The sequence below is a fragment of the Blautia sp. NSJ-140 genome (assembly GCF_022868965.1).
In the GTDB taxonomy this organism is placed as follows: Bacteria; Bacillota; Clostridia; order Lachnospirales; family Lachnospiraceae; genus Blautia_A.
The window spans coordinates 1-16059 of sequence record NZ_JALIFS010000003.1; the positions used below are offsets into that span (position 1 = coordinate 1).

18 protein-coding genes and 1 rRNA gene are annotated in these 16059 nt (G+C 43.9%); 17 read left to right on the forward strand and 2 right to left on the reverse strand.

Annotation, left to right across the window (positions count from 1 at the left end):
* From MUB50_RS04280 to pgeF, 9 genes are all read left to right on the forward strand, one after another.
* A 23S ribosomal RNA gene (locus tag MUB50_RS04280) occupies positions 1 to 221 on the forward strand; the annotation flags it as partial.
* A gap of 322 nt (positions 222 to 543) precedes the next feature.
* Entirely contained in the window at positions 544 to 1242 is a 699-nt protein-coding gene (locus tag MUB50_RS04285) for an energy-coupled thiamine transporter ThiT (protein ID WP_227573914.1), read from the forward strand.
* A gap of 325 nt (positions 1243 to 1567) precedes the next feature.
* On the forward strand, positions 1568 to 2443 hold the full coding sequence (locus MUB50_RS04290) for a methionyl aminopeptidase (RefSeq protein WP_244790323.1): 876 nt from the start codon (positions 1568 to 1570) through the stop codon (positions 2441 to 2443).
* A gap of 138 nt (positions 2444 to 2581) precedes the next feature.
* Complete coding sequence (gene rplS / locus MUB50_RS04295) at positions 2582 to 2929, forward strand: 50S ribosomal protein L19 (RefSeq protein WP_015525316.1); 348 nt, start codon at positions 2582 to 2584, stop codon at positions 2927 to 2929.
* 96 nt (positions 2930 to 3025) lie between these two features.
* Positions 3026 to 3634 (forward strand): signal peptidase I, encoded by a 609-nt coding sequence (lepB, locus tag MUB50_RS04300; RefSeq protein WP_118369132.1) that lies wholly within the window; start codon positions 3026 to 3028, stop codon positions 3632 to 3634.
* Between the two features lie 42 nt (positions 3635 to 3676).
* Positions 3677 to 4534, forward strand: a complete 858-nt coding sequence (gene ylqF / locus MUB50_RS04305) for a ribosome biogenesis GTPase YlqF (RefSeq protein ID WP_227573916.1) — start codon at positions 3677 to 3679, stop codon at positions 4532 to 4534.
* A complete protein-coding gene (locus tag MUB50_RS04310) occupies positions 4534 to 5289 on the forward strand; it encodes a ribonuclease HII (RefSeq protein WP_244790325.1) in 756 nt (251 codons plus the stop codon). Before ylqF ends, MUB50_RS04310 begins: the two co-directional genes overlap by 1 nt.
* A gap of 45 nt (positions 5290 to 5334) precedes the next feature.
* On the forward strand, positions 5335 to 5694 hold the full coding sequence (locus tag MUB50_RS04315) for a YraN family protein (protein WP_118369136.1): 360 nt from the start codon (positions 5335 to 5337) through the stop codon (positions 5692 to 5694).
* Between the two features lie 18 nt (positions 5695 to 5712).
* Positions 5713 to 6558: a peptidoglycan editing factor PgeF gene (gene pgeF, locus MUB50_RS04320; protein WP_244790327.1), complete on the forward strand. Its 846-nt coding sequence runs from the start codon at positions 5713 to 5715 to the stop codon at positions 6556 to 6558.
* Here pgeF and MUB50_RS04325 read toward each other — a convergent pair.
* Positions 6545 to 7717, reverse strand: coding sequence for a ribose-phosphate pyrophosphokinase (locus MUB50_RS04325; protein WP_059085936.1), 1173 nt, complete (start codon positions 7715 to 7717; stop codon positions 6545 to 6547). The two genes, pgeF and MUB50_RS04325, sit on opposite strands and share 14 nt — an antisense overlap.
* Positions 7718 to 7861: 144 nt before the next feature.
* Between MUB50_RS04325 and MUB50_RS04330 the strand changes: the two genes are divergently transcribed.
* Genes MUB50_RS04330 through MUB50_RS04345 form a run of 4 tightly spaced genes read left to right on the forward strand, consistent with a single transcriptional unit; the run spans position 7862 to position 12216 of the window.
* Positions 7862 to 9247: a DUF512 domain-containing protein gene (locus MUB50_RS04330; protein WP_244790329.1), complete on the forward strand. Its 1386-nt coding sequence runs from the start codon at positions 7862 to 7864 to the stop codon at positions 9245 to 9247.
* On the forward strand, positions 9210 to 10535 hold the full coding sequence (gene der, locus MUB50_RS04335; RefSeq protein ID WP_015525309.1) for a ribosome biogenesis GTPase Der: 1326 nt from the start codon (positions 9210 to 9212) through the stop codon (positions 10533 to 10535). Before MUB50_RS04330 ends, der begins: the two co-directional genes overlap by 38 nt.
* Before the next feature lie 4 nt (positions 10536 to 10539).
* Positions 10540 to 11187 carry a glycerol-3-phosphate 1-O-acyltransferase PlsY gene (gene plsY / locus MUB50_RS04340; protein WP_118624902.1) on the forward strand — a complete coding sequence of 216 codons (648 nt, stop codon included), beginning with the start codon at positions 10540 to 10542 and terminating at the stop codon, positions 11185 to 11187.
* Positions 11188 to 11199: 12 nt separating this feature from the next.
* Positions 11200 to 12216: an NAD(P)H-dependent glycerol-3-phosphate dehydrogenase gene (locus MUB50_RS04345; RefSeq protein WP_118514485.1), complete on the forward strand. Its 1017-nt coding sequence runs from the start codon at positions 11200 to 11202 to the stop codon at positions 12214 to 12216.
* A 148-nt stretch (positions 12217 to 12364) separates the two neighbouring features.
* On the opposite strand, the gene MUB50_RS04350 is transcribed toward MUB50_RS04345, so the two are convergent.
* On the reverse strand, positions 12365 to 13192 hold the full coding sequence (locus MUB50_RS04350; RefSeq protein ID WP_173753590.1) for an aldo/keto reductase: 828 nt from the start codon (positions 13190 to 13192) through the stop codon (positions 12365 to 12367).
* Positions 13193 to 13538: 346 nt separating this feature from the next.
* Between MUB50_RS04350 and MUB50_RS04355 the strand changes: the two genes are divergently transcribed.
* The 4 genes from MUB50_RS04355 to MUB50_RS04370 all read left to right on the forward strand — a co-directional run bounded on the left by MUB50_RS04355 (position 13539) and on the right by MUB50_RS04370 (position 16028).
* Positions 13539 to 13931, forward strand: a complete 393-nt coding sequence (locus MUB50_RS04355; RefSeq protein ID WP_118514483.1) for a cobalt transporter — start codon at positions 13539 to 13541, stop codon at positions 13929 to 13931.
* 64 nt (positions 13932 to 13995) lie between these two features.
* Positions 13996 to 14178, forward strand: a complete 183-nt coding sequence (locus MUB50_RS04360; protein ID WP_118514481.1) for a CooT family nickel-binding protein — start codon at positions 13996 to 13998, stop codon at positions 14176 to 14178.
* A 34-nt stretch (positions 14179 to 14212) separates the two neighbouring features.
* Positions 14213 to 15145, forward strand: coding sequence for a methylenetetrahydrofolate reductase (locus MUB50_RS04365; RefSeq protein WP_118514479.1), 933 nt, complete (start codon positions 14213 to 14215; stop codon positions 15143 to 15145).
* Between the two features lie 112 nt (positions 15146 to 15257).
* Complete coding sequence (locus tag MUB50_RS04370; protein WP_118514477.1) at positions 15258 to 16028, forward strand: ATP-binding protein; 771 nt, start codon at positions 15258 to 15260, stop codon at positions 16026 to 16028.
* Positions 16029 to 16059: the final 31 nt, after the last annotated feature.

The following is a 16059-nucleotide window of genomic DNA, read 5'->3' on the forward strand; positions in this document are numbered from 1 at the left end:
GACCGCTGGTGGACCGGTTGGCTTGCCAAAGCCATGGCCGGGTAGCCAAGTCCGGAAGGGATAAACGCTGAAGGCATCTAAGCGTGAAGCCCCCCTCAAGATGAGATATCCCATTCTTAGTGAAGTAAACCCCCTTGAAGACGACGAGGTAGATAGGGCAGAGGTGGAAGTGTGGTAACACATGGAGCTGACTGTTACTAATCGGGTGAGGGCTTGACCAATAAGCCGAGGAAGCGGGGATAACCTCCGCTGGTGAATCGGTACGCAGGTTAGAATTGATTCAACAAAAAGATTAACCATCAACAAGCATGTATGTAGTTTTTAAGGTACAAAGGGAAAGAGGAAATCAGGAGAAAAATCAGTACATGGATTTTTCTCCTGATTTTGTTGTATATGATCATACATCTCCCACCATTTACATCTCCTTTTCCATATGCTACAATAGGTAAGACCAAAGGAGCCTGACCAGACTGTGAGGAGGTGTAGGCTTCGATCTTTGAACTTGATTGGGGTAATTTCATCGTAAGGAGGAAAGAAAAGAGTATGTTTAATTTTCTTGTGACTGCCGAAGGCGGTCTAACAACGGCAGGATATGTCGTATCTGTTATTGCAGTCCTGATTTTGATAATTCTGATAGCAGTATTACTTCAGAAAAACACATCTGTATTAAAATTTACCACACAGCAGCTGGTTACCTGTGCAGTAGCATTGGCACTTGCATATGTAACCTCCTACATTAAGATATTTAAACTGCCATTTGGCGGATCTGTGACCTTGTTCAGTATGCTGTTTATTGTTCTGATCGGTTACTGGTATGGCATTAAGGTAGGAATTCTTACCGGCCTTGTATATGGGATTTTTCAGTTCCTCCAGGAGCCATATGTCCTTTCATTTTTTCAGGTATGCTGTGATTACATTCTGGCATTTGGAGCCATGGGACTTTCAGGATTATTTACAAAATCCAGAAAACATGGTCTTCTTAAAGCATACATAATAGCAATTCTGGCAAGAGGGGCATTCCATGCACTTGGCGGATATCTTTACTGGATGGATTATATGCCGGATAATTTTCCGAAGTCTCTGACAGCTTTGTATCCGATCATTTATAATTACAGTTATATTCTTCTGGAAGGTGTACTGACGATCGTAGTGATTTCTATTCCGGCAGTATCCAGTGCACTTGGGCGAATGCGAATAATGGCAACTGGTGGAAACCGACAATCTGCAGCCACCGAAAAATAATTAATACAGACACATAAATAAAAAGAGATCGTTCAAGCTATTACGATCTTTTTTTTATTGAAAAATCGCAAAAAGTTATATAAAACAAACCAAAAACACAAAGAATACTTTTCACCTAAAGAAAGTTGTGCTATGATAATCAGGCGGAATAATTTCCCATTCAAACGGATGAATGCAAGTCCCCGCCCACAGTTTATTGCTTCTCGCAACCACATAGGAGACTTCCTTGATTCGGTTAAAATATTACAGACAGATATAACATATCTGAATATATAAAATACAAAAGAAAAAGCAGCCATACAGTTGCGAAAAGGAGGAGAAAAAGATGTCTAAGAAAATCGAACGAAATGATCCCTGCTGGTGTGGAAGCGGAAAAAAATATAAAAAATGTCATGAAGCATTTGATGAAAAAATGGAACTCATGAAAAAGAAGGGGTATGCAGTTCTTGACCATGATCTGATCAAGACACCTGCACAGATCGAGAAGATCAAAGAGAGCTGCAAGATTAATGTTGCAGTTCTTGATTATGTTGCAGAGCATATCAGACCAGGTGTAACGACACAGCAGATCGATGACTGGGTACATGAAGAAACAGTACGTCATGGCGGAATTCCGGCACCACTTGATTATGAAGGTTTTCCAAAAAGTGTATGTACATCTATCAACGAGGTAGTATGCCACGGAATCCCGGATGAAGAAATTGTTTTAAAAGAAGGTGACATTGTCAATGTAGATGTATCTACCATTTATCAGGGATATTTTTCTGATTCCTCCCGTATGTTCTGTATTGGGCAGGTAAGTCCGGAGAAGGAGAAGCTTGTCCGTGTGACAAAAGAATGCGTAGAGCTTGGCCTTGAACAGGTAAAACCATGGACACCGATCGGAAATATGGGAAGTGCCGTACACAAACATGCAGTGGAAAACGGCTATACAGTTGTGAGAGAAATTGGCGGACATGGTGTAGGTCTTGAGTTTCATGAAGATCCATGGGTAAGCTACACATCTAAGGAAGGTTCAGGTGTACTCATGGTACCAGGAATGATCTTTACTATTGAACCGATGGTCAATATGGGATCTGATGAAATCTATACAGATGAGATCGATGACTGGACAGTGCGGACAGAGGATGGACTGCCATCGGCACAGTGGGAGATCATGGTCCTTGTCACAGAAACAGGACATGAGGTCCTTTGCTGGTAAAAGCCCTCGAAAATCTGGAAAAAAAGTCCTTGCAATGAGAAGTTATCTAGTGTATAATCACAGATGTTGTGATAAAAGATGGTCCTCTGTTACCATATGTGTATTAAGAACATCCAGTATAATTAAGGAGAGAAAGAAATGAACGAAATTATTAAGAACATTGAGTCCGCTCAGCTGAAAGCTGAAGTACCGCAGTTCCGCGTAGGAGACACAGTAAGAGTACATGCACTGATCAAAGAGGGAACACGTGAGCGTGTTCAGATCTTCGAGGGTACAGTACTTAAGAGACAGGGCGGAAGCACAAGAGAGACTTTCACAGTAAGAAAGAGCTCCAATGGTGTTGGTGTTGAGAAAACATGGCCGCTTCATTCCCCACATGTAGTTAAGGTTGAGGTTATCCGTCATGGTAAAGTACGCCGTGCGAAACTGAACTACCTGAGAGATCGTGTAGGTAAAGCAGCTAAGGTTAAAGAGCTTGTAAAATAATTTCATAAGTAAAGAGGCAGGGACAATAACATTTGCTATTGTCCCTCTTTTTACATCAGTGCGTATGCGTGTAAAAGCACATACAGGGGATAGAATATGGGATTAAATAAGAAGATAAATATTGAAAATCTGAAGGAAAACAGAGCTGTTTCCGAAGCAAGGGAGAAGCTTCGTGATGACAGGACAAGAGGAATCGTGAAGTGGGTATTTGAAATTATTGTGACCCTGGTTTTTGCTGTGCTGGTTGCAATCTCTGCATTTCAGACTGTGACATTGCAGGAAAGTGCCATGGAACCCACGTATTCTGTAAGTGAAAAGTTTTTTGTAAACAGGGCTTTATATAAGATCAGTTCACCAAAACGTGGAGATGTGATCGTTTTTAAAACAAGCGCCAGTGATTCGGCAGCCCTGCATATCCGACGTGTGATCGGCCTTCCTGGGGAGACTGTTCAGATTAAAGACGGGAAGATCTATATCAACGGCAAGGTTTATGAAGAAAACGGAGCTTATCAGGATATGACAGATGGAGGACTTGCGAATAGTGCTATAACTCTGGAAAGCGGGGAATATTTTGTCCTTGGTGATAATCGCAATAACAGTGAAGACAGCCGCTTCAGCGATATCGGAAATATCAGTAAGAAGTACATTATCGGGAAAGTTTGGTTTACAGTTTCTCCGAAAAATAAAATAGGTTTTATAAAATAGATCAAAGTAAACAGATTAAAGTACAGATAAATGAGGTGAATTATGAACGTACAGTGGTATCCAGGCCATATGACGAAGGCGAAGCGTCAGATGCAGGAAGATATCAAGCTGATCGATCTGATCATTGAGCTTGTAGATGCAAGAGTTCCTCTTTCCAGCCGAAATCCGGATATTGATGAGCTGGGAAAAAACAAGGCACGTATGATCCTTCTCAACAAAGCAGATCTTGCCGATGAGAGACAGAACCGTGCCTGGATGGAATACTTCAAAGAAAAAGGAATCTATGCGGTAAGTATTGATTCCCGCAATAAGGGATCTATGAAGGCCGTTTCTGCGGCGATCACAGAGGCATGTAAGGAAAAGACAGAGAGAGACCGAAGACGAGGAATCAAAAACCGTCCGGTACGTGCGATGGTTGCAGGAATCCCTAATGTTGGAAAATCAACATTTATCAATACCTTTGCAGGAAAAGCCTGTGCCAAGACCGGTAATAAACCAGGAGTTACAAAAGGAAAACAGTGGATACGTCTGAATAAAAGTGTGGAGCTTCTGGATACCCCAGGAATTCTCTGGCCGAAATTTGAAGATCAGGAAGTTGGAATGCGTCTTGCCTATATCGGTTCGATCAAGGACGATATTCTGAATATTGAAGAACTTGCCCTGGGTCTGATCGGATATCTGCAGGAGTTTTATCCGGCAGCGATCAGAGAGAGATACAATGTAGAAGAAGAGCTGAAACCGCTGGATATCCTTACTGCAGTTGCAAAAGCAAGAGGATGTCTGAAAAAGGGCGAAGAGCTTGACTATGAGAAAGCATCCCGCCTTTTGCTGGAAGAATTTCGTTCCGGAAAACTGGGAAAAGTGACTCTGGAGTTTCCAAAAGGACCGGAGGAAGTGTAATGGAAACAATGAAAGATATCAAGGCGCGTTTTGCGTCAGCGAAGGAGGGCGAATATAACGCCCTTTTTCGTCATTATGAAAATGATGAGAGAAGCGGTGTACAGAAACTGATCCAGCAGTATCACAAAAAGCTTCAGGCTTTGGAGGATGAGCGTGTACGTACAGAGAGCATGAAGAAATATGAACATGAATATGAGCATCTTGGATATCTTTGTGGGATCGATGAGGTAGGAAGAGGCCCTCTTGCCGGACCGGTTGTCGCCTGTGCGGTGATCCTTCCGAAAGACTGCAATATTTTATGGCTGAATGATTCTAAAAAGCTTACAGCTAAGAAGAGAGACGAATTGTACGATGTGATTCTGGAGGGAGCAGTTTCTGTTGGAATCGGAATGGCAAGTCCGGAGAGGATTGATGAGATCAATATCCTGCAGGCAACCTATGAGGCAATGCGTCAGGCAGTGAGCAGGCTCTCTGTACAGCCACAGCTGCTTTTGAACGATGCGGTTACCATACCGGAAATCCAGATTCCGCAGGTACCTATCATCAAAGGTGATGCAAAAAGTGTATCCATTGCGGCAGCAAGTATTGTTGCCAAAGTGACCAGAGACCGGATGATGGAAGAATATGATAAGGTTCTTCCGGAATACGGATTTGCCTCCAATAAGGGATATGGTTCTGCAGCGCATATTGAAGCACTGAAGAAATATGGACCAAGTCCGATACACAGAAAAACATTTATCACACATTTTGTATAAAAATACTTAAGATACCGACATCAAAAACAGAAAGGTTTTGTTTATCTGAAGGAAAATAGAAGACAGAAGGGCAGCTATTATGAAGGAATTGCTGCAGCGTTCCTGGCAGAAAAGGGGCTGCAGATCAAGGAAAGAAATTTTCGCTGCCGAAGTGGGGAGATCGATCTTGTTGCGCAGGATGGAAGATATCTGGTGTTTATTGAAGTGAAATACAGAAAGAACGGAAAGAGTGGAAGTCCTTTTTCAGCGGTAGGGAGAGAAAAACAGCGGATCATCAGCAAAGTGGCAATGTTTTATCTGATTGCCCATGGATACCGGGAGCTGCCTCCCTGCCGTTTTGACGTAGTAGGAATTGATGGAGAGAACATCCACTGGATAAAAAATGCTTTTGATTTTTGCAGTTGAAAGGACTGGTCACATAAGATGAAAATAAAATGGTATAAAGATAAACAGCTAATGAATGTAAATCAGAAGAATGAGGTTACCTGGCTTACATATCCTGCTTTTGAGAAATTTCCCGGGATCGTACATGGCTTCAGTACCCGCCTGGGAGGAGTAAGCCAGGGGATTTACGAATCTATGAACTTAAGCTTCACAAGAGGGGATGATGAGGCTGCGGTGAGGGAAAATTATCGCAGACTTTCTGATGCTATGGGATTTTCCATGGAAGATATCGTAACTTCTGATCAGACACATACCACCAATGTACGTGTGGTCACGGAAGAAGACAGAGGAAATGGAATCACAAAACCAAGGCCTTATGCAGATGTGGACGGAATGATCACCAATGTGCCGGGACTGGTGCTGGCAACGTTTTATGCGGACTGTGTACCACTTTTCTTTATAGATCCGGTACATAAAGCTGTGGGACTTTCTCATTCCGGCTGGAGAGGTACTGTAGGAAAGATTGGTAAAGCGACGGTGGAAAAGATGACTGAGGAATTTCAGACAGATCCTTCAGAGCTTTATGCAGCCATTGGTCCTTCTATCTGTCAGGATTGCTATGAAGTCAGTGAAGATGTGATCGATCAGTTTAGAGAGGCGTTTGAAGAAAAATACTGGGATGCGCTTTTTTACAGAAAACCAGATGGGAAATATCAGCTGAATCTGTGGGAGGCGAACAGGAGGATCTTTCTGGATGCAGGCATAAAAGAAGAGCGGATCTCAATGCCGGGCATCTGCACCTGCTGTAATCCGCTCTTTCTTTACTCACACAGGGCTTCTCACGGGAAACGTGGAAACCTGGGAGCATTTATTACTGTTCGTTGACTTTTTTCATGAGATTCATGATCTTTTCGTTGCTGGAACGAACCTTCTCGACAGATACATCATGATTGATGATATCGATGATACTTGCAAGATATTTGCTCATATTTGCTTCGATATAGTATGGACGGTCAAGAAGCTCAGGAATACGATAGTTAAGGTTGGTTGTGATGACTCTGTCCAGCCAGCCTTTTTCGTAATATTCATCAAATTTGGCTACGCCATCTGTAAACAGACCGTAGGTTGTGCAGACGAATACACGTCCGGCTTTACGCTCTTTGAGCTGACGGGCAACATCCAGCATACTTTCTCCGGAAGAGATCATATCGTCGATGATGACAACGTCTTTGCCCTCTACGGAATCTCCGAGGAATTCGTGAGCAACGATCGGGTTCTTTCCGTTGACAACGGTGGAGTAATCACGGCGTTTGTAGAACATACCCATATCGACTCCAAGGATATTGGAGAAGTATACAGCACGGGACATAGCACCTTCATCCGGGCTGATGATCATGAGATGATCATTGTCAAGCTTGAAATCAGGGACATTTTTGACCAGAGCCTTCAGGAACTGGTATGTGGGGAAAAAGTTATCAAAGCCCTTCAGCGGAATAGAGTTCTGTACACGTGGGTCATGAGCGTCAAAAGTAATGATGTTGGAAACGCCCATGGCACTTAACTCGCGAAGTGCAAGTGCACAGTCAAGAGATTCCCTCTTGGTGCGTCTGTGCTGACGTCCCTCGTAAAGGAATGGCATGATAACGTTGATACGGTGTGCTTTACCGGTGGCTGCGGAGATGATTCTCTTCAGATCCTGGTAATGATCATCCGGAGACATGTGGTTTTCATGACCGCATACGCTGTAAGTAAGACTGTAATTGGTCACATCTACCATGATATAAAGGTCTGTTCCGCGGACAGATTCCTTGATGTAACCTTTACCTTCACCGGTCCCGAAACGTGGGCATTCGCAGTCTACAAGGAAAGATTTTTCTGCATATCCCTGTGGGATGATGGTGGATTTCTTGGCGGCTACAAGTTCTTTACGGAATTTAACCAGCTTTTTGTCAACCTCCTCGGCCAGTTCGCGGCATCCGGCAAGTGCGGCGATTCGGATCGGGGCAACAGGCATAGACTTTTCCAGCAATTCTATGTTTGGCATAATATTCCTCCTAAGTGTATGTCATTAAAAATTCTCAGTCTATTTATAACATCAGACCCACGTGTCAGTCAAGGTGTTTTCTCAAAGTGTTGATTTTTAAGAGCAAAGTTGTTATTATATACGGGATAGAAAAGGGAGATAATGATGAAATTAAGAAAGCATATGATTTCCAGGGTGCTGCCCGACAGTATTGCCGAGGAGCTGGGGCTGGAGCCGGGAGACAGACTTGTGTCTGTGAACGGACAGCCTGTGGAAGATGTCTTCGATTACCGGTATCTCATGAATGAAGAGCTCGTGGTGCTTTTGGTAGAGAAGCCTGATGGCGAGGAGTGGGAGCTGGAGGTAGAGAAGGAATATGAGGAAGACCTTGGAATAGAATTTGAGAACGGAGGACTGATGGATGACTATCGCTCCTGTTCAAATAAGTGTATGTTCTGTTTTATTGACCAGATGCCGCCGGGTATGCGTGAGACGCTGTATTTTAAGGATGATGATTCCAGGCTTTCCTTTCTTCAAGGAAATTATGTTACGCTTACCAATATGAGTGAGAAGGATATTGAGCGTGTGATCCGCTATCATCTGGAACCGATCAATATTTCGTTCCAGGCAATGAATCCGGAACTCAGGTGTAAAATGCTGCATAACCGTTTTGCAGGAAAGGCTCTGGATAAGGTGGATATGCTGTACAATGCAGGAATCACCATGAATGGACAGATCGTACTGTGTAAGGGTGTCAATGACGGAGACGAGCTGGAATACAGCCTTGAAAAGCTTTCTGCTTATGCGCCGATCCTTCAGAGCGTTTCTGTTGTACCGGTAGGACTTACCAAATACAGAAAAGGTCTTTATCCTCTGGAACCTTTTAATAAGGAAGATGCTGAAAAAGTCCTGGGGCAGATCGAACGCTGGCAGAAGATCATGATGGAGAAATATGGGATCCATTTTATCCATGCTTCAGACGAATGGTATATTCTGGCAGACAGGGAGCTTCCCTGTGAGGATGAATATGATGGATATCTGCAGCTTGAGAATGGTGTGGGAATGCTCAGGCTTCTGGAAACAGAAGTAAAAGAAACGCTGGAGGGGCTTTCCGGTGACGACCGTAAGGTGACAGGCAGGATCGCCACAGGAAAACTGGCGGCGCCTTTTATCGCACGCTATATAAAAGAAATCCAGAAGAAATATCCCAATGTGCAGATTTCGGTCACAACCATCGAGAATCGTTTTTTCGGTGAAAAGATCACAGTGTCCGGTCTGATCACCGGGCAGGATCTGAAAGAGCAGCTTTCCGGTCTTGATCTTGGAGAGAAGCTTCTGATCCCATGCAGCATGCTGAAAGGTGATGAGGAGATTTTTCTGGATGACATGACACTGGAAGAACTTTCGGAAGCACTGAACACAGAAATTGTAATCGTAGACACAGGAGGACATGATCTGGTGGAAGCCGTGATCTACCCTCCGGAACATAAACAAACAAGAAGGAGACAGATTTATGAGCAAACCAGTAGTAGCAATAGTGGGAAGGCCTAATGTAGGCAAATCCACTCTGTTTAACGCTCTGGCAGGTGACAATATTTCCATAGTAAAGGATACACCGGGAGTAACCCGTGACAGGATTTACGCAGATGTCACATGGCTTGACAGGACATTTACCCTGATCGATACAGGTGGAATTGAGCCGGACAGCAGCGATATCATCCTCTCCAGAATGAGAGAGCAGGCACAGATCGCCATTGATACGGCAGACGTGATCATTTTTATCACAGACGTCCGTCAGGGCCTTGTGGATTCCGATGCCAAGGTGGCAGACATGCTCCGCCGCAGCGGCAAGCCGGTACGTCTTGTAGTTAACAAGGTAGACAGCCACCAGAAATATATGATGGATGTATATGAGTTTTACAATCTTGGAATCGGAGAACCGATCCCGATTTCCGCAGCTAACAGACAAGGCCTTGGAGACATGCTGGATGAGGTGATCAAAGAGTTCCCGGATAAGAGTGAAGAGGAAGATCAGGATGATATTCCAAAGATCGCCATTGTAGGAAAGCCGAACGTGGGAAAATCTTCGCTGATCAATAAGCTTCTTGGAGAGGAGCGTGTGATCGTATCCAATATCGCAGGAACCACTCGTGATGCTATTGACACAAAGGTTACCTGGAACAAAAAAGATTATATTTTTATCGATACCGCAGGACTTCGACGCAAGGGTAAGGTAAAAGAAGAGATCGAGCGCTACAGTGTTATCCGTACTGTGACGGCTGTAGAGCGCGCAGATGTGGTTGTAGTTGTGATCGATGCCTCCGAGGGTGTTACCGAGCAGGATGCTAAGATCGCAGGAATCGCTCATGACAGAGGAAAGGGTATTATCGTAGCGGTAAATAAATGGGATGCCATTGAGAAAAATGACAAGACCATCTACAAGCATACGGAAAAGATCCGTCAGATCCTTTCCTTTATGCCATACGCGCAGATCATCTTTATCTCTGCAAAAACAGGTCAGAGACTTCCGAAGCTTTTCGAGAATATCGATACAGTTATCGAAAATCAGACACTCCGTATCCAGACAGGTGTTCTTAATGAGATCCTTTCTGAGGCAGTCGCTCTTCAGCAGCCGCCGTCTGACAGAGGAAGAAGACTGAAGATCTTCTATATGACACAGGTTGCGGTAAAACCGCCGACATTTGTTATCTTTGTCAATGACAAGGAACTGATGCATTTTTCCTATGTAAGATATCTGGAGAACAAGATCAGAGATGCTTTTGGATTTTCTGGAACTTCTCTGAAATTTATTATCCGCGAGCGCGGGGAAAAGGAATAAAAGTATGGAACGTATTATTTGTCTTGTTATCGGTTATGCATGCGGGCTTTTTCAGACAGGCTATATTATTGGAAAAATCCACAAGACAGATATCAGAAAGCATGGCAGCGGGAATGCTGGTACTACGAATGCCTTCCGGACCTTTGGAAAGAAGGCGGGAGCGATCACCCTGCTGGGAGACTGCCTGAAGTGTGTACTGGCTATTGCGATCGTGAGAATGGTTTATGGAAATTCCATGAATGGTATCCTTCCGCTTCTTATCCTTTATGCGGCATTAGGATGTATCCTTGGACACAATTTTCCGATTTCTATGGAATTTCGTGGCGGAAAGGGAATTGCTGCTTCTGTGGGCATGATCATTGCTTTTGACTGGCGGATATTTATTGTATGTGCAGTTGTCTTTTTTGCGCTGTTCTTTACAACACATTATGTATCGCTTTGCTCTCTCAGTGCATATGCGGTGGCTTTTATCCTGGTCCTTGCTTTTGGGCATATGGGAAAATATGGGATGGATCAGCCGCATACCGTTGAGCTTTATATTGTGATGGCAGTTCTTACAGCAATGGCGTTCTACAGACACAGGGCAAACATTGTAAGACTGTTTCATGGAACAGAGAATAAGGTGTTTTTAAGCAGTAAGAATAAAAAATAAGAGGTAAGATTTATGGCAAAAATCAGCGTACTGGGTTCGGGAAGCTGGGGATTAGCCCTGGCACTCCTGTTGCATAATAATGGCCATGAAGTCCTTCTCTGGTCAGCAAGACCGGAGAATGCCCGGAAACTCCGGGAAAAAAGAGAAAATCCTGACAGGCTTCCGGGGGTACGGCTTCCGGATGAAATCGATGTCCTGACGGATATGGAGCGTGCACTTAAGGACGTGGATGTAACAGTTCTGGCAGTAGCTTCCCCGTATATCCGGAGTACTGCACACAAGATGGCACCGTTTGTCTGCAAGGATCAGAAGATTGTCAATGTTGCAAAAGGCATTGAGGAAAAGACACTGAAAACACTCAGTGAGGTGATCGAAGAAGAAATCCCGCAGGGTAATGTAGCCGTACTTTCCGGTCCAAGCCATGCGGAAGAAGTAGGACGCGGACTTCCTACAACCTGTGTGATCAGCGCACATTCACAGGAAACTGCGGAATACCTTCAGAGCATTTTTATGAGCCCTGTGTTCCGTGTGTATACAACACCGGATATTCTTGGGGTAGAGCTTGGCGGAGCATTGAAAAATGTGATCGCACTGGCAGCAGGTACTGCCGACGGCCTTGGATATGGAGATAATACCAAGGCAGCACTGATTACCAGGGGAATCACGGAGATAGGAAGACTTGGCAAAAAAATGGGTGCGCAGATGGAGACCTTTTACGGCCTGTCCGGGATCGGAGACCTGATCGTGACCTGTGCAAGTAAGCATAGCCGTAATCGAAAGGCCGGATACCTGATCGGCCAGGGATATACGATGGAAGAAGCTATGAAAGAAGTGCAGATGGTTGTGGAAGGCGTTTATTCTGCAAGAGCTGCAAGAGAGCTTGCAGAGAAATATGAGGTGGAGATGCCTATCATAACGGAAGTGAACCGCGTACTGTTTGAAGGAAAATCAGCAGCGGAAGCAGTAATGGACCTGATGCTGCGTGATAAAAAAGTGGAAACGCCCATGCTTCCGTGGGAAAATGCGTGAGCGGATCAGTCAAGTATTTATCAGTTTCAGACATGTGAAATACTAAGCGCAGAATTATAGGATTACCATATCAGGTGAAAAGAAAAAAAGATATCTGCCAGGAGATCACTTATAATCTGGCAGATATCTTTTTGCATTATTATGGAAATTAAAACTGAATATCACGGAGATCTTCCGGAACATGAGAAGTATGCAGATCTTCGTTCAGTGTATCGATGATCGCCATATCTTCATCCTCGATATTGAAGTCAAAGATGTTTCCATTGCTACGGATTCGTTCCGGGTTGATGGATTTCGGAATGACAGAAATTCCCTTCTGTATTGCCCAGCGAAGTCCGATCTGAGCAGGTGTCCGGGCATATTTGGTCCCCAGAACACACATTACATCATTATCAAAATATGCACCTCTTGCCAGAGGAGCATAAGCCTGTACCTGAATACCGAAAGCCTTGCAGTATTCGATCAGTTCAGTAGGGTAACACAAAGGATGGCACTCGATCTGGTTTACAGCAGGAATAATCCCGGATATCTTACGAAGCTCTTCCAGATGCCGGATATCAAAATTACTGACGCCGATACTTAAAGCACGTCCGGAGTCAAGAATGGATTCCAGCTCTTTCCAGGTGCTTAAATAGCAGCCGGGAACCGGCCAGTGTATCAGATAGAGATCTACATAACTGACTTTCAGACGGTCGAGGCTACGGGAAAATGCTCCCTGGACATCGCCGAGACGCTGCGCATTGTTCCAGATCTTGCTGGTGATGAAAAGATCCTTTCTGGGAACTCCGCATTTGGCAATGGCACGTCCAACGCTTTCTTCATTTTTATAAACAGAAGCGGTATCGATCATGCGGTAGCCGGCGGAAATAGCAGATGTGACGGCTGCTTCGGCCTGTACGTCATCGGGCAACTTGTATACGCCAAGCCCCAGAAGAGGCATTTCTCTGTCGTTGTTCAGAAAAACAGTTTTTTTCAAAATAATTCCTCCTTGTATGTTCTGCTTTCCATGCTTTTGCTATTATAGCACAAAAATATGAAAGAATCACATCAATTATATTACAAAAGTGATAAAGCTTAGACTTGGCCAGGAAAGCAGATTGGGTAAAGAGTAATGGTTTGAAGAAACTAACTTCGTTAAAAATGAAACAATCGAGTTAATTTACTGTCAAAGTTTTTGGAAAAATAGGAAAAACAGCATATAATTTTGGCTATTTTTTATAATTATTTTCTTGATAATAACAGTGAAAAGATGTATAATGAATTTAATTGATAAATTCTTGTCATGAGAGTGTCCGTACGGCGGATACAGGAAAGGGGTATTTATGCATTTAATCAAAGATGAGAATGGCAATCTTGTTCAGCATGGACATGCAGATAGCCATGAACATACACATGAGCACACCCATGAGGATGGTGTGACTCACAGCCATACACACAGCCATGCGGAAGGAGACAGCCATTGTCATACACACGGTGATGGGCACTGCGGTTCCTGTGAGAATGGTGACTGCAAGAATGAGACTGTAGCACTTCTTACCTATATGCTGCAGCATAACGAGCATCATGCTGCAGAACTTGATCAGATGGCTGACAATCTTAAGAAGCTTAACATGGATGCAGCTGCTAAGACGATCAAAGAGGCAGTAGCAGATTTTCAGAAAGGTAATATGAGGCTTGGACTTGCCCTTACACTTGTTAAGGAAGAGTTGAAATAAAAACTGACAGAATAGTTTTGACAGCATAGTGGTTAAATGACGCCACTTATTTGGAGGAATGATTATGTGTCTTGCAACAGTATATAAGGAAGAAGATAATTCTGTAATTTTTAAGAATGTAAGCCGGATCGATGTAGACGGAAATAAATTGATCCTTCGTGATATCATGGGAGATGAGCGTGAGGTAGAAGGCAGTATCCTTATGGTGGATCTTGCAAACAGCATCGTGAAACTGCAGTGTAACTGATATGATCAAGACGTAAGATGTGGAGGGACGATCGATGAAATTATCTGAAGCAATGAGAGAAAAAATGTTGCTTTCCTTTGAACTTTTTCCGCCAAAGACAGAAAAAGGCATGGCAAATCTGCCGGGAACCATTGAACATCTCATGAAGTATAGACCGGAGTATATTTCCTGTACATACGGTGCCGGCGGCGGAAATGTCGGAGCCAACAGGGAAGTATGCCAGATGATCAGGAATGCAGGAACTATTCCTGTAACACACTTCACAGTGATCAAGAACACAAAAGAAGGAATCAGACAGCAGTTGGAACGGTATCTGTCAGATGGCGTTGACCATATGTTGGCACTTCGCGGAGATATTCCGCTTGGTGAGACAACGACCTGCGGAGACTTCAATTATGCGACAGACCTTGTTAAATTTGTCCGTGATGAATTTGGCGATAAGTTTGAGATTGCAGTAGCCGGTTCACCGGAAGGCCATATCGCATGCAGAAGCTTGGATGCTGACATTGCTGTTTTGAGACAGAAACAGGACAATGGTGCTGATTATATCATGACTCAGCTCTGCTGGGATATGGAACAGTTTAAATACTGGTTGGACGCTATCCGCGAGGCTGGAGTGACAATGCCTGTAGATGTTGGCGTAATGCCGATTTTGGATCAGGCAGCTACCATTAATATGGCCCTTTCACGTAACGGCTGTGTAATGGACAGTGAGCTTTGCAGGCTGATCTCCAGGAACTGGCTGTTCCCGAATCCGTTTAACGCTAAAGATGCTGATGGTAAACCATTTGACATGTTCTATGAGGACAAGGTTAAACGATTCAAAGAAGAAGGAATCGAATACACCATCAGACAGATCGATGAGTATCGCGCTCTTGGTGTTGACGGTATCCATCTTTATGCATTAAACAAATGGAAAGATGTATCCGAGATCATTGACAGATCCGGACTTCGTACACTTATCTAATCATTAACGAAATAAATAAGAATTCCGGCACGATGCGGAGGTGTCAGAACAGTATCAGGCACCTCCCTTATGCGCCGGCATAACAGATATTAAATCAGGAGGTGCCCGTTTTATGGCACATGTTATTGCAGTCGCCGGAAAAGGCGGCGTTGGAAAAACTACATTATGCGGAATGCTGATCCAGTATCTCTGCGAAAAGAAAAAAGGACCTGTACTGGCGGTAGATGCAGATGCCAATTCAAATCTGAACGAGGTTCTTGGCGTAGAAGTAGATACGACTCTTGGCGATGTCCGTGAGGAGATCGCACATGCCGAGATGACAGAGAAAAGCCCGATTCCAAAAGGAATGTCCAAGGCAGATTATGCAGAGGTACGTTTCGAGGATGCTCTTGCTGAGGAAGATGATTACGATCTTCTTGTGATGGGAAGAACCCAGGGAAAAGGATGCTATTGCTTTGTGAATGGCCTGCTTCAGGCACAGCTTGCCAAATACCAGAAGAATTATCCATATATTGTTGTGGATAATGAAGCAGGAATGGAACATATCAGCAGAGGAATCCTTCCGAGCATGGAGACAGCAATTCTTGTAAGTGACTGTTCCAGAAGAGGCGTACAGGCAGTTGGCAGGATTGCAGAGCTTATTAAGGAATGTGATATGAAACCTTCCAGAGTGGGCCTTATTATCAACCGCGCACCAAAAGCAGAACTGAATCCGGGAATCCTTGAGGAGATCCAGAAACAGGGACTCGATCTGATCGGTGTAGTACCACAGGATGAGACAGTTTATGAATATGACTGCGACGGGAAACCAACCGTTACTCTTCCTGAAGATAATCCGATGAGAAAAGCAGCTTTTGAAATTTTTGATAAATTAGGTTTATAATTAAATATAAACCTTTTTTTAAAAAAGAGAA